General features: G+C 74.5%; 17 protein-coding genes. 8 read left to right on the top strand and 9 right to left on the bottom strand.

All coding sequences use genetic code 11. From position 1 onward, the window contains the following. Positions 1-67: 67 nt before the first annotated feature. Both ACFYUY_RS02030 and ACFYUY_RS02025 read right to left on the bottom strand, forming a co-directional pair. Positions 68-955, bottom strand: coding sequence for an MHYT domain-containing protein (locus ACFYUY_RS02030; protein ID WP_387897147.1), 888 nt, complete (start codon positions 953-955; stop codon positions 68-70). Positions 956-1,403: 448 nt separating this feature from the next. Further along, complete coding sequence (locus ACFYUY_RS02025; RefSeq protein WP_387897145.1) at positions 1,404-2,471, bottom strand: RNA ligase (ATP); 1,068 nt, start codon at positions 2,469-2,471, stop codon at positions 1,404-1,406. Positions 2,472-2,951: 480 nt separating this feature from the next. Here ACFYUY_RS02025 and modA point away from each other — a divergent pair, with 480 nt between their 5' ends. The 3 genes from modA to ACFYUY_RS02010 all read left to right on the top strand — a co-directional run bounded on the left by modA (position 2,952) and on the right by ACFYUY_RS02010 (position 6,038). Next, positions 2,952-3,812 carry a molybdate ABC transporter substrate-binding protein gene (gene modA / locus ACFYUY_RS02020; RefSeq protein ID WP_360205389.1) on the top strand — a complete coding sequence of 287 codons (861 nt, stop codon included), beginning with the start codon at positions 2,952-2,954 and terminating at the stop codon, positions 3,810-3,812. A gap of 119 nt (positions 3,813-3,931) precedes the next feature. Further along, complete coding sequence (locus tag ACFYUY_RS02015; protein ID WP_387897496.1) at positions 3,932-4,744, top strand: ABC transporter permease; 813 nt, start codon at positions 3,932-3,934, stop codon at positions 4,742-4,744. Between the two features lie 229 nt (positions 4,745-4,973). Then, positions 4,974-6,038, top strand: a complete 1,065-nt coding sequence (locus ACFYUY_RS02010) for an ABC transporter ATP-binding protein (protein WP_387897143.1) — start codon at positions 4,974-4,976, stop codon at positions 6,036-6,038. Between the two features lie 51 nt (positions 6,039-6,089). On the opposite strand, the gene ACFYUY_RS02005 is transcribed toward ACFYUY_RS02010, so the two are convergent. Next, complete coding sequence (locus ACFYUY_RS02005) at positions 6,090-6,803, bottom strand: response regulator transcription factor (RefSeq protein ID WP_360205384.1); 714 nt, start codon at positions 6,801-6,803, stop codon at positions 6,090-6,092. Next, the gene (locus ACFYUY_RS02000; protein WP_387897141.1) at positions 6,800-8,002 is read right to left on the bottom strand and encodes a sensor histidine kinase; all 1,203 of its coding nucleotides are present in this window, start codon (positions 8,000-8,002) and stop codon (positions 6,800-6,802) included. The genes ACFYUY_RS02005 and ACFYUY_RS02000 overlap by 4 nt, the downstream gene beginning before the upstream one ends. Positions 8,003-8,378: 376 nt before the next feature. Between ACFYUY_RS02000 and ACFYUY_RS01995 the strand changes: the two genes are divergently transcribed. The 3 genes from ACFYUY_RS01995 to ACFYUY_RS01985 all read left to right on the top strand — a co-directional run bounded on the left by ACFYUY_RS01995 (position 8,379) and on the right by ACFYUY_RS01985 (position 10,971). Then, complete coding sequence (locus tag ACFYUY_RS01995) at positions 8,379-9,392, top strand: ABC transporter ATP-binding protein (protein WP_387897139.1); 1,014 nt, start codon at positions 8,379-8,381, stop codon at positions 9,390-9,392. Next, a complete protein-coding gene (locus ACFYUY_RS01990) occupies positions 9,389-10,123 on the top strand; it encodes a hypothetical protein (protein WP_387897138.1) in 735 nt (244 codons plus the stop codon). Before ACFYUY_RS01995 ends, ACFYUY_RS01990 begins: the two co-directional genes overlap by 4 nt. 107 nt (positions 10,124-10,230) lie before the next feature. Beyond that, positions 10,231-10,971, top strand: a complete 741-nt coding sequence (locus tag ACFYUY_RS01985; protein ID WP_387897136.1) for a hypothetical protein — start codon at positions 10,231-10,233, stop codon at positions 10,969-10,971. Between the two features lie 211 nt (positions 10,972-11,182). Here the strand turns inward: ACFYUY_RS01985 and ACFYUY_RS01980 are convergent, their stop codons facing one another. The 3 genes from ACFYUY_RS01980 to ACFYUY_RS01970 form a co-directional block, all read right to left on the bottom strand. Then, complete coding sequence (locus ACFYUY_RS01980) at positions 11,183-11,929, bottom strand: aminoacyl-tRNA hydrolase (RefSeq protein ID WP_360205369.1); 747 nt, start codon at positions 11,927-11,929, stop codon at positions 11,183-11,185. 181 nt (positions 11,930-12,110) lie between these two features. Further along, positions 12,111-12,635, bottom strand: a complete 525-nt coding sequence (locus ACFYUY_RS01975; protein WP_360205367.1) for a hypothetical protein — start codon at positions 12,633-12,635, stop codon at positions 12,111-12,113. 96 nt (positions 12,636-12,731) lie between these two features. After that, a complete protein-coding gene (locus tag ACFYUY_RS01970) occupies positions 12,732-13,661 on the bottom strand; it encodes a hypothetical protein (RefSeq protein ID WP_360205364.1) in 930 nt (309 codons plus the stop codon). Between the two features lie 124 nt (positions 13,662-13,785). Here ACFYUY_RS01970 and ACFYUY_RS01965 point away from each other — a divergent pair, with 124 nt between their 5' ends. Both ACFYUY_RS01965 and ACFYUY_RS01960 read left to right on the top strand, forming a co-directional pair. Continuing rightward, positions 13,786-14,157 (top strand): YbjQ family protein, encoded by a 372-nt coding sequence (locus ACFYUY_RS01965; protein ID WP_360205361.1) that lies wholly within the window; start codon positions 13,786-13,788, stop codon positions 14,155-14,157. Positions 14,158-14,399: 242 nt separating this feature from the next. After that, the gene (locus ACFYUY_RS01960) at positions 14,400-15,575 is read left to right on the top strand and encodes an NAD(P)-binding domain-containing protein (RefSeq protein WP_387897133.1); all 1,176 of its coding nucleotides are present in this window, start codon (positions 14,400-14,402) and stop codon (positions 15,573-15,575) included. Between the two features lie 117 nt (positions 15,576-15,692). Here the strand turns inward: ACFYUY_RS01960 and paaE are convergent, their stop codons facing one another. Further along, complete coding sequence (gene paaE, locus ACFYUY_RS01955; RefSeq protein WP_387897131.1) at positions 15,693-16,856, bottom strand: 1,2-phenylacetyl-CoA epoxidase subunit PaaE; 1,164 nt, start codon at positions 16,854-16,856, stop codon at positions 15,693-15,695. Then, complete coding sequence (gene paaD / locus ACFYUY_RS01950) at positions 16,857-17,354, bottom strand: 1,2-phenylacetyl-CoA epoxidase subunit PaaD (RefSeq protein ID WP_360205470.1); 498 nt, start codon at positions 17,352-17,354, stop codon at positions 16,857-16,859. It abuts the gene before it with no gap. Between the last annotated feature and the right edge of the window lies 1 nt (position 17,355).

The raw sequence follows: 17,355 nt of genomic DNA, 5'->3' as shown, positions 1-17,355 counted from the left end.
GCGGCGGGGACCGGTGCGATCGGGGCCGGCGGGGGCTCCGGAACGGACGGGCGACGGCGGGTGGGTGTCAGGCCGCGCGTTCGTGCCGCTCGCGGGTCCCGTGGCGTCCGGCCCCCGGGTGCCCGGCGCCGGGGCCAGGGCCGGGGCCGGGGTGGGGCCCGGGACCGGGGTGCTCGGCGGCGACGCGGAACTCCTCGATCGTCAGCTCACCCTCGTCGTGGCCGCCGGCCCGGTCCTGGGCGGGCGGCGACAGCGCGACGAAGGCCGAGGCGAGGAAGAGGAAGGAGCCGAGCCCGACGGCGAGCGGGAGGACGAACTCCAGCGGGCTCGCTCCGCCCAGGCCGGTCCGGGCCGGATCGAGCCGGGCGTGCACGGCGGCCATGGCGGTGTAGTGCATGCAGGTGACGGCGAGGCCCATGGCCAGTGAGGCGGCGGCCGCCGCGTACACGTTGCGGATGGTGACGGCGGCCCAGAGGGCGGCGGTGGCCGCGCCGATCGCGATGAGCACCGAGATCGCGACCGTGCCGGCGTCGTACCGCAGGCCGCCGTGCATCCGGACCGCCGCCATGCCGAGGTAGTGCATCGCGGAGACGCCGATGCCGGTGGTGAAGCCCCCGGCCAGCAGGGCCGGGCCGCGGTGACCGCCGCAGCAGACCACCACCAGGCCCAGACCGGTGACCAGGACGGCGACGGCGAGGCTGAGCACGGTCAGCGGCACGTCGTAGCGCAGCTCGGTGCCGTCGACGGCGAAGCCGAACATGGCGACGAAGTGCATGGTCCAGATGCCCGAGCCGATCGCGGTGGCGGCGACGAGCAGCCAGTTCCGGCGGGCGGCGCCGCTCGCGGCGAGTGCGCGCAGGGTGCATCGCAGGCCGAGGGCGGCGCCGGCGCAGGCCATCAGGTACGAGAGGGCGGGCGTCAGCCAGCCGAAGCCGAGATGGTTGAGGGTGCCCACGGGACCTCCGGTCGACCGGTCGAGCCCGGGGGCGGTTCGCGGTGCGCCCGGGCAACCCGGACCGGGCGGACTCCAGGCGGCCGGCGGCGGATCGGCGGGGTCACGTGGACCGCCGGCCCGTCATATGCCAGCCGCACGTGCGCTTCCGGTCTGGGGTGCGTGGGACGCTATCGAGGGGCCGGAATCAGCCACCCGAAGATGTGAAAAGCTGCCCGCAGAGCGCGGTCGCCGTGTTCGAATGGAGAGGTCGTGTGCCTGGAAGGCCGACGACCACACCCGTCCGGGCGTCGGCCCGGGGCTCCGGCGGCGGTCTGCGGCGCCGGACGACGAACAAGTGACAGATAACAGATGACAGCGAACAGATAACAGATTTCAAACTCTGTCAGCTGTCCACTGTCATCTGTTCGCCGTCACCCGCCCGCCGATCCCGCTCCGACGCCCCGGCGCGTCACTCGTACTCCGTGCCGCCCTTACGGGTCAGGTAGGCGTCGCTGACCACCTTGGCGATCGCGCGTCCGCCCACCGCCATGCTCCAACGCTCGGTCACCGGCCGGACCACCACGCCCTCGCGCAGGTGGAGTTCCCGTCCGGAGACGGTCTCCCTGCCCTGGGCCAGCCCCAGCACGACCTCGGGATCGAACGGACCGCGCCACAGCTCGGGCACCAACGGCAGCTCCCCTTCGAGGAGTTCGGCGGCGGAGTACCACTCCATCCGCCCGTCCACCACGGCCGACACGTCGAACGCGGCGTACCCGGGCAGCTCGGCGCACCCGGAGGCCCCGTACGTCAGGTCCTGGACCCCCGTACCGAAGACCTCGCCGAAGACGCCCACCCGCTCGGCGCCGAGCCGTTCGGCCAGGCGGGCCGCCACCGCGGGGATGCCGTGCGCGCGCACCGCCCGCCAGTACAGGTTGCGCTCGTCCTCGACCAGCGAGAGCCCCTGCGCGCCGATGCCCTTGGACGACACCCGCACCTCTCCGGTGGCCGCGGTGTACGTCACCAGGCAGCAGCTGCCGTGCAGCTTCTCGGTGAGCACGACCGGCTCGCCGGGCTCGAAGATGTCGGGGTAGCGCTTGAGGTTCTCGATGTCCACCCAGGGCAGCAGGTCCGGCGCGCTGAGCACGTCGCCGCTCATCGACGTCGGCACCGGCGGCTGCCACTTGACGATCCCGAGGAGTTCGGCGAAGTCCTCGCCGCGCTCGGCGGCGGCCTCCAGGTCGGTGTCGGCGAGGACTCCGGGCCGGCAGACGATGCCCTGGGAGAGTTCACCGCGCAGCCGAACCGCCCGCACCCGGTCGGCCCGGCTGCCGGCCAGCTTGCCGGTCAGGCCCAGCTCGCCGATCAACTGCTCCGGGAGCACGGCCTGTTCGGGGATGTAGACGGCGTAGTCGCCGGTCCGGTAGCTGCCCTTGGCGACCACCGCCCGGTAGAGACCGACCTGCGCGAGCTCCAGGGCATCGGCGTTCGGGTGCTCCAGGATGACCAGTTTCTCGGCGGTGACGCGCAAGGTGGACATGGGCGGACTCCTCCCCCTCTTCGGTTCCGGCCGTTCGCCGGCCGGCGGTGTGTGGTGTGCGTGGTGCGCAATACGGGATACGGGATGCGAGGTACGGGATACGGGCGGGATACGGCGCATGTGTGGCGCGTGTGGCGCACACGGGTTGCGACCCGCGGCCCCGCCCCGACCGCTCGCACCACTCTGTCCGCTCGGCCGATCCCGCGCGACGCAATTTTCCGGCCGACACCCCCGCCCGCCTGCCCGTCGTCCACCCCCTCGGCCCTGCCGACGCCGCCCGCGGACGCGCCGCGACCCCGGCACGGTCCGTGCACGTTTGAGCCTTCCCACAGCCGGGAACAGGCCCTCGCCGCACCCTGCCTGTGCAAAGCGACAGAGGATTTATCGCTCGCATTTGCGGCACTATGATCGCCGTAATGGCCGCAGCTGCGGCCTGGTCCCCGCGCCCCTTCCGGCGCGAACCCTGGAGGGGCAGCACCGATGGACACCCGTACGACCAACACCCGCAGACTCGCCGTCGCCGCCGCCGCGGCCCTCGCTCTCAGCCTCGGGGCCACCGCGTGCGGCAGCGACGGCGGCAAGGCCTCCGACGCGGCGTCCTCCTCCGCGGCCCCGGCCGCCGCGACGGGCGCGGCGGCGACCACCGGCGCCGGCGTGCCGAAGGCGACCGGCGCCATCACCGTCTTCGCCGCCGCCTCGCTGAAGGAGACCTTCACCGACCTCGGCAAGAAGTTCGAGGCCGCGAACCCGGGCGCCAAGGTCACCTTCAACTTCGGCGGCAGCTCCGCCCTCGCCACCAGCATCAACTCGGGCGCCCCGGCGGACGTGTTCGCGGCCGCGAGCCCGGCCACCATGAAGACCGTCACCGACGCGGGCGGCGCGAGCGGCGACCCGAAGACCTTCGTGCGCAACACCCTCACCATCGCCGTGCCCAAGGGCAACCCCAAGCACGTCGCGGGTCTGAACGACCTCACCGGCTCCGGGGTGAAGGTCGCGCTGTGCGCGAAGGAGGTGCCGTGCGGCGCCGCGGCCCTGACCGCGCTCAAGGCCGCCAACGTCAGCCTCACCCCGGTCACCCTCGAACAGGACGTCAAGGGTGCGCTCACCAAGGTCGAACTCGGCGAGGTCGACGCCTCGCTGGTGTACAAGACCGACGTGAAGGCCGATGCTGCGAAGATCGACGGCGTGGACTTCCCCGAGGCCGACAAGGCCGTGAACGACTACCCGATCGCCGCGCTGGCCAAGGCACCGAACAAGGACGGCGCCGCCGCCTTCGTCGCGTACGTCCAGTCGTCCGAGGCCAAGCAGGTGCTCACCACGGCGGGCTTCCAGGCACCGTGAGCGACCGCACCACCGCCGGTGGCCCCGACGACTCCCCCGGCCACACCCCCGGTGCCGGCAGCGGTGCCGGCACCGGCCCGGACGGCGGGCCCGGCGGCGGCCCCGGCGCGGCCGCAGCGGTGAAGGCCGTGCCGCGCCGGAGTCGGCGGCGGGCGAACCGGGTCCCGGTCGCCCTGCTGCTCCCGGCGCTGCTCGGGCTCGCGTTCCTGGTCCTCCCGTTGGTCGGGCTGCTCATCCGGGCGCCGTGGAGCAGTCTGTCGGACCAGCTGACCAGCGCCGCCGTCTGGGACGCACTGCGCCTGTCGCTGGTCTGCGCGACGGCGGCCACGGCCGTCTCGCTGGTCCTCGGCGTCCCGCTGGCCTGGCTGCTCGCCCGCACCGAGCTGCCGGGCCGGCGGGTGGTCCGGGCCCTGGTCACCCTGCCGCTGGTGCTGCCACCGGTGGTCGGCGGTGTGGCGCTGCTGCTGGTCCTCGGGCGGCGCGGCATCGTCGGCTCCTGGCTGGACTCGACCTTCGGCATCACGTTGCCGTTCACCACCACCGGCGTGGTGATCGCCGAGGCGTTCGTGGCGATGCCGTTCCTCGTGATCAGCGTCGAGGGCGCGCTGCGGGCCGCCGACCCCCGCTACGAGGAGGCCGCGGCGACCCTGGGCGCCTCCCGGCTGACGGCGTTCCGCCGGGTCACGCTGCCGCTGATCGCCCCGGGGATCGCCGCCGGGGCCGTCCTGGCATGGGCCAGGGCGCTCGGCGAGTTCGGGGCGACGATCACCTTCGCGGGCAACTTCCCGGGCCGGACCCAGACCATGCCGCTGGCCGTGTACCTCGCCATGGAGTCCGATCCGGAGGCGGCCATCGCCCTGTCCCTGGTCCTGCTGGTGGTGTCCATCGCGGTCCTGGTCGGCCTGCGCGAGCGCTGGATGCCCACGCCGTGAGGGCCCCCGCAGCGGCCGCCCGGGCGGCCACCCGGCCGGCCTCCCGGGCGCCTCACCACCGCACGGCGAGGCACCACTGCACGGCACCTCACCACCGGACGGCGCCTCACCGGCCGCCGGGCCACCGAACACCGGGCCACCCGCCGTCGAGCCACCTGAGACCGGGCCACCTGACACCGGGCCGCCGAAGGCCGAACCTCCGCCCACCGAGCCCCTGGACGCCGCCCCGATGAGCACCGCCCCCGCCCTCGACGCCCGGCTCCGGGTGGACCGCGCCGCGTTCACGCTCGACCTCGCGCTCACCGCCGCCCCCGGCGAGGTGGTCGCGCTGCTCGGCCCGAACGGCGCCGGCAAGTCCACCGCCCTGCGCGCGCTCGCCGGGCTGCTCCCCCTGACCGGCGGCCACCTGCGCCTGGACGGAGTACTGCTCGAGGACCCCGGCCGGCGGGTGTGCACCCCGGCCGAGGAACGGCCCGTCGGCGTGGTGTTCCAGGACTACCTGCTCTTCCCGCACCTCAGCGCGCTCGACAACGTCGCCTTCGGCCCGCGCTGCCAGGGCCGGCCCAAGCGCGCCGCCCGGGCCGAGGCGTCCGTCTGGCTCGACCGGATGGGCCTGGCCGAGCACGCCTCCGCCCGGCCAGGCCGCCTCTCCGGCGGTCAGGCCCAACGGGTGGCGCTGGCACGGGCGTTGGCCGTACGCCCCCGACTGCTCCTGCTGGACGAACCGCTGGCCGCCCTGGACGCCCGCACCCGGCTCGACGTGCGCTCCCAACTCAGGCGACGCCTGGCCGAGTTCGAGGCGGTAGCGGTGCTGGTCACGCACGACCCGCTCGACGCGATGGTGCTGGCCGACCGGCTGGTGGTGATCGAGGACGGCCACGAGGTGCAGTCCGGCAGCCCGGCCGAGGTCGCCCGCCGGCCGCGCACCGACTACATCGCCCGCCTGGTCGGACTCAACCTGTACCAGGGCACGGCGAAGGACCACCAGGTGACACTGCCGACGGGCACGGTGCTGACCACCACCGAGGACCTGTCCGGCCCGGCCTTCGTGGCCTTCCCGCCATCCGCCGTGACCCTCCACCGGGAGCGGCCCGAGTCCAGCGCGCGCAACGTGTGGAAGCTCCAGGTCACCGGCCTGGACCTGCACGGCGACCAGGTGCGCGCCGATCTCGAGGGCGAACTGCCGATGGCCGCCGACCTCACCCCGGCGGCCGTCGCGGAGCTGGACCTGGCTCCCGGGTCCGCGGTCTGGGCCTCGGTCAAGGCCGCCCAGACCCACGGCTACCCGGCCTGACCGGTCCTGCCACGCCCCCACCTCCTCGTCCGCCCCTGGCCGCAGGTGCCGTCAGTCCGACTCCGACGGCTCCACGAACCCCGATTCGTACGCCGCGATCACCGCCTGGGTGCGGTCCCGCGCCCCGAGCTTCGCCAGCACACTGCTGACGTGCGTCTTCACCGTCTGCACTCCGAGGAACAGCCGTTCGGCGATCTCACCGTTGCTGAGTCCGCGCGCGACGAGCCGCAGCACCTGCGCCTCGCGCTCGGTGAGCGCCGCCCCGGCCATCGCGGCGCGCGCGGCCGGGTTGCCCTGACCGGCCGCGAGACGGCGGATCGCGGCCGGGAACAGCAACGACTCGCCCGCCGCCACCAGCCGCACCGCGTGCGCGATCTCGGCCGGGCGGGAGCGCTTGAGCAGGAAGCCGTCCGCGCCGGCCCGCAGCGCCTGGTAGACGTAGTCGTCGTTCTCGAAGGTGGTCACGACCAGGATCTTCGGCGGCCGCTCCCCCGGGGCGCCGGGGCGGACGAGCTCACGGGTCGCCGCCAGGCCGTCCAGGACCGGCATCCGGACGTCCATCAGCACGACGTCCGGGCGCAGCGCCCGGGCCAGTGCCACCGCCTCCGCGCCGTCGGCGGCCTCGCCGACCACCCGCAGGTCCCCCTGCGCCTCCAGGACGGCCCGCAGGCCGGCCCGGACCAGTTCCTCGTCGTCGGCGAGCAGGATGTCGATCGTCGCCGCGGTCACCTTCGCCCGGCCGTCCCCCACAAGATCGTTCGTCACGAGCCCAAGCGTAGGGGGAGCCGGACGGCGAGCACCCACTCCCCGGCCCCGTCCGGGGACGCTCCCGCACCGGCCTCCCCGCCGAGCAGCGCGGCGCGTTCCCGGATGCCGCGCAGGCCCTTGCCGCCCCGGCGGCCCGCGCCGCCCGCGGGCCGCACCGCACCGGCGCCGGCCACCGCCGTGCGGTTGGCGCAGCGCAGCTCCAACTGTCCGTCGCGGACGGCGATCCGCACGCTGACCGGCTGGCCCGGTGCGTACTTGAGCGCGTTGGTGACACCCTCCTGGACGATCCGGTACGACTCCCGCGAGAGCACCCTGGGCAACTCCCCCGCCGACACCTCGATCCGGGCCTCGACCGGGCTGCCGGCCGCGCGGGCGGTGTCGAAGAGCGCGGGCAGCTGCTCCACGCCGGGCCGCTCGGTCACGGTGGCGGGCGAGTCGGCGTCCGGGCTCTCCCGCAGCAGGACGAGGGTGCGTTCGAGGTCCTCCATGGCCCGGCGGCCGGTCTCCTCGATGACCTCCAGCGCCCTGGCGGTGAACTCCCGGTCCCCGACCTCGCGCGCCGCGCCGGCCTGAAGGACCGTCACCGTCAGTGCGTGGCCGATGGAGTCGTGCAGCTCGCGGGCCAACCGGTTGCGCTCCAGCAGCCGTTCGGCCCGCAGCTCCGCGTCGGCCAGCCGTTCGGCCGGAGACGGCCCCAGCAGCCGCACCGCCATGGCGAGTTGGAGCCGCCCGGCGGCGACGACCAGCCAGCCGTAGCCGAACAGGGCCGGCGGCACGAGCGGGAGGTAGCGCAGGGAGTCGGCGCCGGACAGCAGGTCGAATCCGCCGGTGAGTCCGAAGATCGTCGCGAACCCGACCAGGGAGCCGAGCGCGACCCGCCCGATCAACCACCCTGCGGTGCGCCGGCGGTCGGCCCAGGTGCGGGAGGGCTCGGCGGAGATGTCCCGCTCCCGGTCGGGCACCAGCAACAGCCGGGCCTGGACGCCCTCCGCGAGCCGTGCGGCGGGCACCAGGGCTACGAGCACGAGCAGGGCCGCGTCCACGCAGACGCTCGCCACGACGATCTCGCCGAGACCCTTGTGGTACGTCCCCGGATAGACCATCAGGAGGACGCCCGCGAAGATCCATCCGACCATCAGGTGCAGCAGACGCGCGTACGTGGCGCCGGCGAGAAGTGGCGCGAGGATCCTGGGCATCCCGACATCCTGCCAGGTCAGCGCCTCACCGGCGCTCCCCCACCGGTGCAGGACGGTCTCCCTCCCGGGAGGGAGACCGGTCCCCGCCCGGGCGGGATCCGCCGGCGGCCCCGCTCCGGTCGAATGGGACCAACCGGAGCACGCGGCCACCGGGCCGCAGGAGGACCGGACCACCGGACCACCGGGCCGCAGGAGGACCGGACCACCGGACCACCGGGCCGCAGGAGGACCGGACCACCGGACCACCGGGCCGCGGGAGGACCGGAGCACGGGACCACCGGAGCACGACCCACCGGAAACCCGGAGCACCACGGGCGACCAGGCCGCCGAGACGGTGACGGCAGGGGCGCCGGACCGACGAGAGAGGAGCACGGCCGTGATCGACATCCAGGGCCTCACCAAGGAGTACGGCGGCCGACGCGTCGTCGACGAGCTGTCCTTCGAGGTCCGGCCCGGGCTGGTGACCGGGTTCCTCGGCCCGAACGGCGCCGGCAAGAGCACCACCATGCGCCTGGTCCTCGGCCTCGACCGCCCGACCGCCGGACGCGCCCTCGTCGACGGCCGCCCGTACACCGAACTCTCCGACCCGCTGCGCCGGGTCGGCGCGCTGCTGGACGCCCACGCCCTGCACGGCGGCCGCACGGCCCGCGGCCACCTGCGCTGGCTCGCCGCGAGCAACGGCCTGCCGCAGCGCCGGGTGGACGAGGTGCTCGCCCAGGTCGGCCTGGCCGAGGCCGCCGGGCGGCGGATCCGGACCTTCTCGCTGGGCATGCGCCAGCGCCTCGGCGTGGGCGCCGCCCTGCTCGGCGACCCGCCGGTACTGCTGCTGGACGAACCGGTCAACGGCCTCGACCCGGAAGGCATCCGGTGGATCCGCACCCTGCTGCGCCGACTGGCCGCCGAGGGCCGTGCCGTGCTGGTCTCGTCCCACCTGATGACCGAGATGGCGCTCACCGCGGACCACCTGGTGGTGATCGGCCGCGGCCGGCTGCTGGCGGACGCCGCCACCCGCGACTTCCTCGACCGTCACGGCCGCACCCGGATCCGGGTCCGAGCCGTCGACCCGGACAAGCTGGCCGCCCTGCTCGGCGGCGAACTGCTCGGCGGTGAACTGCTCAAGGACCAACTGGTCAGGGACCAACTGCCCCACGGTGAGATGCCTTACGGCCGATCGCCGGGTGCCCGGGACATCGGGGGCGCCCCCACCGCGACCCAGGTCGACGGCGGCGCCTGGGAGGTGACCGGCCTCGAGCCCGAGCGGATCGCCGCCCTCGCCGCCGCGCACGGCGTCGTGCTGTACGAGATCACGACCCGACAGGACTCCCTGGAGGAGGCCTTCATGAGGATGACGGCCGACAGTCTCGAGTACCGCGCGGAGGCCGCCGCATGAACGCCCTCAACGCCCTCACCGCCGAGCGGATCAAGTTCACCACCCTCCGCTCGCTCTGGCTCACCCCGCTACTCGCCCTCGGCCTGACCGCCGGCGTCACCGCGGCGGTCGGCGCGGCCCTCGGCGACAGGGACCACAACCTCACCGACGACCCCGGTACTGGAGTCCACTACGGGCTCAACTTCGGCCAGGCCGCGCTGACCTGCTTCGCCGTCCTGCTGATCGGCCAGGAGTTCAACACCCGCATGATCGACGCCTCGCTCACCGCCGTGCCCCGACGCGGCCTGCTGTACGGAGCGAAGCTCACGCTCGGCGCCCTCGTGGGCCTCGCCGTCGGTGCGGCCGGCACGGCGGGCGCCTTCGCCGGGCACGCAACCACCGTGCCCGGCGCCTGGGACGGCCACGGCTTCGCCCGCTCCGCCACCGCCGGTGTGCTGTACCCGGTGCTGCTCGTGGTGTTCTGCCTCGGGACGACGGCATTGCTCGGCAACCTCACCGCCGCCATGGGCCTGTTGGTACCGGTGGTCTTCCTGCTCTCGCCCCTGCTCGGCGGCGTTCCCGGGGTGCGCCGGGTGGCCCAGTTCCTGCCGGACCGGGCGGGCCAGTACGCCCTGCGCTACGCCGGGGATCCACAGGTGGCGTACGGCCACTGGACCGGGCTGCTGATCATGGCCCTGTGGGCCGGCGGGGCCGCCTACGGCGGACTGCTCGCCCTGCGACGCACCGGGTGACTCCCGCGGCCAAGGTGCCCCGGCCACCCCACGATCGCCGGGTGGATCCGCACCTCCCGGCGGACCACAAACCGCCAACCGACCACGAACGAAGTGGAGACGAGGGATTGAGCCCCATCCACGCACTGCGCGCCGAACGGATCAAGTTCACCACCCTGCCCTCGCAGTGGGCGGCCCCGCTGGTGGCCCTGGCCCTGACCGTCGGGATCACCACGGCCGTCAACGCCGCCTACGGCACGAAGGACCACACACCGGGCGAGGATCCCGCCGGCGGGATCTACTACGGGTTGCTCTTCGGCCACGTGGCCGTGGCCTGCACCGGGATCCTGCTGATCGGCCAGGAGTTCAACACCCGCATGATCGGCACCTCGCTCGCCGCCGTACCCCTGCGCAGGCGGTTGTACGGAGCGAAGCTCGCGCTCGGGGCCGCGGTGGGACTGCTGCTCGGCCTGGTCTCGACGGCGGGCTCGTTCCTCGTCGTCGGCGCCACCGTCGGCCTGGACCTCTCCACCCCCGGCCTGGCCCGCAGCTTCCTCGCCGGAGTGCTCTACCACCCGCTGCTGGTGCTGCTCTGCCTCGGACTGACGGCGATGCTGGGCAACTTCAGCGCCGCGCTCGGTGTGCTGACGCCGATGCTGTTCCTCGGTACCACCTGGCTCGCGGCCATCCCCGGCGTCCGCGAGGCCGGGCAGTTCCTGCCCGACCGCGCCGGGCTGTACGCGACCCGCACCCAGGCCGAGGCCGGTGTCCACTACGGGCACTGGACGGGGCTGCTGATCATGGCCCTCTGGACGGCCGCCGCGACCTACGGCGGCCTGCGAGCCCTCCGGCGGTTCGAGGCCGGCTGATCCGCTCGACCGCCGGCGCCGTACGAGGGCGAGCCCCGGCGGGACGAAACAGATGACAGCGAACAGATAACAGATAACAGATTTTGAAATCTGAAATCTGTTCGCTGTCATCTGTCAGCCGGCGTCCGCTGACTGCCGTGCGTCACGGCTCCCCCACGCCGCTCTCCGGTCAATGGGCACCTATTGCACGTCACCGATCACCGATCACCGATCACCGCAGCGCCGGGTGGTCCGCGACCACCGTGCAACTGCCGGGCGCGATCTCGGTGAAACCCGCGTCCCGGACCAACGGCAGGCCACTCGCGACAAGTCCCTCCCACGCCTCAGGAGAGGCCGTCCGCACCGCGAGCGCGAACCCGGACTCGGCCCATTCCTTGCGCTGCGCCTCGTCCAGTCGCCACCACGCGAGCTGCGCCGCGTGACCGGTCTGCGCCATCGTCTTGCCCGCGCTCATCTCCAGCTCGGGGTTGAGCCACAGCACCGGCAGGCCCGGCTCCGGAGCGCCGACCTCGGCCGTCTCCTCCAGGTCCGTACCCGAGACCTGGAGCTTGGCGAGCTCCTTGGGCCAGCCGTCCAGCGGGACGGGCGGGAACACCCGCACCTCGGCCTCCCTTCCGGCGACCGTGATCCCCGGCAGCTCGCCCGCCCTGCGCCACTCCCCGCCGCGGGCCCGCCGGACCACCTTGCGGATGCGGGCGTCCTCCCAGGCCACGACGCGTTCCGCCCACTCGCCGTCCGCCCCGGTCACCCGCGCGTCGGCCAGCAGGGTGAGGACCGCCCGCGCCGAGGTCTCCAGCGCGTCCGTCCGCCCGGGCGGCGTGGCCCGCTCCAGCCGGACGACCAGCGGCAGCACGTACTGCGTCCGCGCGTCGCGGTCCTCGGGGTGCGGGGCGGAGTCCCCCTCGGGGACGGGGGCGGAGGCGGGAGCGGGAGTCGGGTCATCGAACGGAGAAGTCACCCGTCCAGCATGCCAGCCCGGCCGAGCCGGTGATCACGCGGTGTCCGGGACGGACGAAAGGAAACGGGCCGACGCGAGGCAGGACGGGAGGAGACGGGACGGACGGGCCAGACGCGACGGGCCGGACGCGACGGGACGGCCGGGCCGGGCGCACGCCGGGCGGGACGGCGGCGCGGCCCGCTCAACGCAGCCGCTGGCGCAGTTCGTCGACCGCCGTCCGGATGCTCGCGCTGTAGGCGTCCTCGGGCAGGGCGTCCAGGCTGTGCACGGCGTGTTCCAGCTGTTCGCGTGCCAGCACGGGCTCACCGAGCTTGAGGTGGTCCGAGGCCAGGTTGAGGTGCAGCGAGGGGTAGAAGGCCCGCACCTGGAGGGCGGACCGGTAGGTCTCGGCGCGTTCGGCGGTGAGCGAGTCAGCCGCGGCCAGCGCCCTCAGGTCCCATTCCAGTTCGGCCTGCGGGTCGTCCTGCAGGTCGGCCAGGTAGTGCGCCAGGACGCAGCGGTGGAAGACGTCTCCGCTCTCACCGAGTGCCTCCCAGAGGGCCTCGAAGCTGGCCCGCGCCTGGGCGGTCCGACCGCGCTGCGCGGCCTGCACGCCCTCCAGCCCGAGCGAGATCCGGGCGAACACCTGGTCGCCCTCGCCGGGCGGCAGGCCGTCCGCCCCGGCCGTCCGCCCCGGCACATCACGCACATCAGACGCATCGGACATGCCCGCAGCCTAGCCGGACCCCCGTCCCAGCGCCCGGACACCGGAACGCCGGAACGCCGGGCACGGACCCGACAGCCCGAAAAGCCCGACAGCCGGTCAGCGCCGGTAGCCGCGCTGCAGGTCCCTCGCCTCGGCGTCCTCGTACGTCAGGAACCAGCCCTCGGGGTGCGTGGCCGCCAGCAGCACCTCGGTCCGCTGCTCGGCGCCGAGCTCCGGGTCACCGTCGTCCGGCCCGTAGACACCGAACAGCTCGTCGTGGCAGCCGTCCCAGTCGTAGTCGTACAGGTCGGCCGGGAGGTCGCCCATCATGTCGGCCACCGACTCGGGCTGCGCGCCGAGCAGGGCCCGGGCGTCGACCAGGGCCATCCGCAGGGCGATCTCCTCGGCCAGGCAGCGCGGCAGCGGCCACTCGCCGAGGGCGAGGTCGTCGGCGAGGTCGTCGAAGGCTCGGGCCATCGCGCGGCGCCAGGCGCGGTGGAGCCGCCAGGTGCGCTGGGGCAGCCGGGCGAAAACCGTCCAGTCGGCGTCGTCGCCCTCGGCGACCGGGTCGTCGCCGTGCTCGTCCAGGTCGTCGTAGGCCGCGTCGGCCAGGCCGAGCAGCTGGGCGTGCAGCAGGCACGCGGTGCGCGGGGTGAGCGTCCAGTCCACCCCCGCGCCGCCCTCCTCGTCGTCCCCCTCCAGCGGGAACAGCTCGGCGAAGTCCGGCGCGAAGTCCTCGGTGACGCTGATCTCCAGCGTGCCGCCGATCGCCTCGACGCCCGGGATCGCGGCCACCAGCCGGTCCGGGTGCAGCAGCGCGCCGAGCGCCGCGTTGGCGTCCTCGGCGACCTCGCGCAGCAGTTCACGGCGCTGGCCGGCCGGGTCGATGCCCTCGAACGTCAGGTCCTCGACCGCCCTGATCGCGGCGGCGCGCAGCGCCGGCCAGTCGGTGATCCGCAGGCCCAGCACCACCGTCGCCTCGATCTCCTGCGCGCCGGAGTCCTCCGCCGCGCCCGGCCCCTGTGGATGATCGCTTCGCTCGCCCATGGGGCTACGGTACGGCCTTTCGGCCGCCCGATCACCGGTCTGAACCAGCTTCTGGACGCCTTCTCGGCCATCGCCCGGTCGTGCCTCTGTCACTCGGACGCACGACGGCGGCAGGATGGGCGCCATGGCTGACATCAACGAGTACGGCGGCGGGCAGGGCCCGAACGCCGACGTCCTGGTCGTGACCACCAACGACATCCCCGGTTACCGGGTCGACCACGTGATCGGCGAGGTCTTCGGGCTGACCGTGCGCAGCCGTCACATCGGCAGCCAGATCGGCGCAGGACTGAAGTCGTTGATCGGCGGCGAGCTGCGGGGCCTGACGAAGACCCTGGTGGAGAGCCGCAACGAGGCGATGCAGCGGCTGGTCGAGCAGGCCCGGGCGCGCGGTGGCAACGCCGTCCTGATGATGCGCTTCGACGTGACGGAGGCGGCGGACGTCGGCACCGAGGTCTGCGCGTACGGCACGGCCGTGGTGATCTCCCCCGCCACCTGAGAGCGGCGGCCGACCACCGCCGAGCGCGAGGTCGCCGAGCGCAGGGTCGCCGACCGCCGACCCACCGACCACCCGGCGGCTGACGGCTGACGGCTGACGGCTGACGGCTGACGGCTGACGGCTGACGGCAAGGGAACACCCGCCGCCGGAGAGCGTCCACCGCCCGGGAACACCGGCCCCACCCCGGATGTTTCACGGTCGTGACTGTTTACGGTGCAACGAACGACGGTGGAGCCCGGCGCGTGGACGTGCTGGTGGTGGGCGCCGGCCAGGCGGGCCTGTCGGCCGCCTACCACCTGGGCCGCCGCGGCTTCGTCCCCTACCGGGCGGACGCCGACGGCGGCTTCGTCGTACTCGACGCCGCCCCCGCGCCGGGCGGCGCCTGGGCGCACCGCGCGCCGTCCCTGCGGATGGCCACCGTCCACGGCTTCCACGACCTCCCGGATGCCGAGCTCCCGCCGGTCGACCCGCAGGCCCCCGCGCGCGAGGTGGTGCCGGGGTACTTCGCGGCGTACGAGGCCCGCCACGCGCTCCCCGTCGTGCGCCCGGTCACCGCGCGCACGGTGCGCGCCGAGTCCGACCGCCCGGGCTCCCGGCTGCTGGTCGAGACCGACCGGGGCACCTGGTCCACCAGGGCCCTGATCAACGCCACCGGCACCTGGACCCGCCCCTTCCTCCCCCACTACCCGGGTCACTTCGGCGGCCGTCAGCTGCACTACGCGGAGTACCGCGGCCCGGAGGAGTTCGCGGGCCGGCGCGTCCTGGTGGTCGGCGGCGGCGCCTCCGCGATCCAGGTGCTGTCCGAGGTGGCGGCGGTCGGCGAGACCGTCTGGGTCACCCGGAGCGAACCCGTCTTCCACGAGGGACCCTTCACCCCCGAGTACGGTCGCGCGGTGGTCGCCAAGGTCGAGGAGCGGGTCCGGCAGGGGCTGCCGGTGCGCAGCGTGGTGAGCGTGACGGGCCTCGGCCCGTCCGTCGCCTACCGGCGCGCCGAGGAGCTGGGAGCGCTGCACCGGCGGCCGATGTTCGACCGGCTCACCGAGCACGGCGTCGCCTGGGGCGACCAGGAGCTGGCGGTGGACGCGATCGTGTGGGCCACCGGTTTCCGGCCGGAGGTCGGTCACCTGGCCCCGCTCGGGCTGCGCTCCCCCGGCGGCGGCATCGCCCTCACCGGCACCAGGGCGACCGCCGATCCGCGCGTCCACCTGGTCGGCTACGGCCCGTCCGCCAGCACCATCGGTGCCAACCGGGCCGGGCGCGCAGCCGTCAACGACCTGGTCCGGCTGCTCGGCGACCCCGCCGAGCAGCCCGCCCCGGCCGTGGATCCCGCCACGGCTCCGGTCCCGGTCCAGGCCCCGGTCCCGGTGCGGACCCCGGCTGCGGCCCTGGTTCCGGCTGCCGTACCGGCCGCGGTCTGACGCCCGCCGGCCCGCCCGGCCCGCGAGGCGGACGCCGGCGGTCACCGGCCCGTCGGCAACGGCCAGCGGTCATCGGGCCGGCGAGTCGGCGAGTCGGCGAGTCGGCGGATCAGCGGATCAGCGGTCGAAGTCGACCGTCACCCGGTCGGTGAGCGGCCGGGCCTGGCAGGTGAGGGTGTAGCCGGCGGCGAGCTCCTTCTCCTCCAGCGCGAAGTTCCGGCGCATCTCCACCTCGCCCTCGGTGACCAGGGCGCGGCAGGTGCCGCAGACCCCGCCCTTGCAGGCGAACGGCAGGTCGGGGCGGGAGCGCTGGGCGCCGTCGAGGATCGAGCGGTCGCGCGAGAGGGAGAGGGTGCTGCCGCGTCCGTCCAGGACGACGGTCACCTCGCTGTGCGCGCCGTCGGCGGCGTCCGCGTCGTCGCGGTCCTCGGGGCGCTCGGCGACCGGTTCGTCGTCGGCGTGGAACAGCTCCTGGTGCACCCGCTCACCCGGCACGTCCAGCTCGGCGAGCAGCTCCTTCGCCCCGGCGACCATGCCGAACGGGCCGCAGAGCCACCAGTGCCCGACGGTCGGCACGTCCACCAGCGCCGCCAGCAGGGCCCGCACCCGTTCCGGGTCGAGGCGGCCGGTGAGCAGTTCGGCGTCGCGGGTCTCCCGGGACAGCACGTGGACCAGCTGGAAGCGGCCGAGGTAGCGGTCCTTCAGGTCGGCCAGCTCGTCCGCGAACATCACGGTGTCGCTGCGCCGGTTGCCGTAGAGCAGGGTGACGGTGGAGCGGCGGTCGGCGGCCAGCACGGAGGCGGCGATCGACAGCATCGGAGTGACGCCGGAGCCGGCCGCGAGCAGCACGTGGTCGGCGGGGGAACCGAGTTCGGGGGTGAACAGGCCCGACGGCGTCAGCACCTCCACCTCCTCGCCGGGCCGCGCGTCCCGCACCAGCCACCGGGAGAACAGCCCGCCGGGCACCTCCCGGACGGCGATCCGCAGCGGGCCCCCGGCCGGGGCGCAGATCGAGTACGAGCGGCGCTCGTCGCCGCCGTCCACCACCTTGCGCAGGGTCAGGGTCTGGCCCGGCCGGAACGCGAACTCCTCCACGAGCCCGTCCGGCACCGCGAAGGTCACCGCCACGGCGTCCTCGCAGAGCCGCTCGATCCGGTCGATCCGCAGCCGGTGGAAGGCCGGGCGACGGGCCGGGCGGGCGGCCGGGCCGAGGTCCTCGACGGGCGTGGCCGCGGTGAGCGAGGCCTCGGCGGAGGAGGCTGCGGGCGAGGCGGCGGGCATTCAGATCTCCTTGACGCGTTCGAAGGGCTCCCGGCAGGCGCGGCAGCGCCAGAGCGCCTTGCAGGCGGTGGAGCCGAAGCGGGACAGCTCCTCCGTGTCCGCGCCGCCGCAGCGCGGGCAGGGCACGGGGAGGGCGGCGGCGGTGCGGGTGGGGCCGAGGGTCAGCGCGACGGGCCCGGGCCCGGCCGCGCCTGCGGCGGCCGCGCTCGGGTGCGGCGGGGCGATCCCCGCCTCGGCGAGCTTGCGGCGGCCCTCGGCGGTGATCAGGTCGGTGGACCACGGCGGGTCCAGCCGCAGCCGGACCCGGACGGCCCGGTACCCGGCCGCGCGCAGCCGGCGGTCCACGTCGGCGGCCATCTCGGCGACGGCCGGGCAGCCGGAGTAGGTCGGCGTCAGCCAGGCCGTCACCTCGGCGCCGTCCGTCTCGACCTCGGCCAGCACGCCCAGATCGGCCAGGGTGAGCATGGGCAGCTCCGGGTCCGGGACGGCCGCGGCGATC

The organism is Kitasatospora sp. NPDC004745, assembly GCF_042873275.1.
In the GTDB taxonomy this organism is placed as follows: Bacteria; Actinomycetota; Actinomycetes; order Streptomycetales; family Streptomycetaceae; genus Kitasatospora.
Note: the sequence above shows the minus strand (reverse complement) of the source record. Positions and strands in the feature narration are given on the sequence as shown.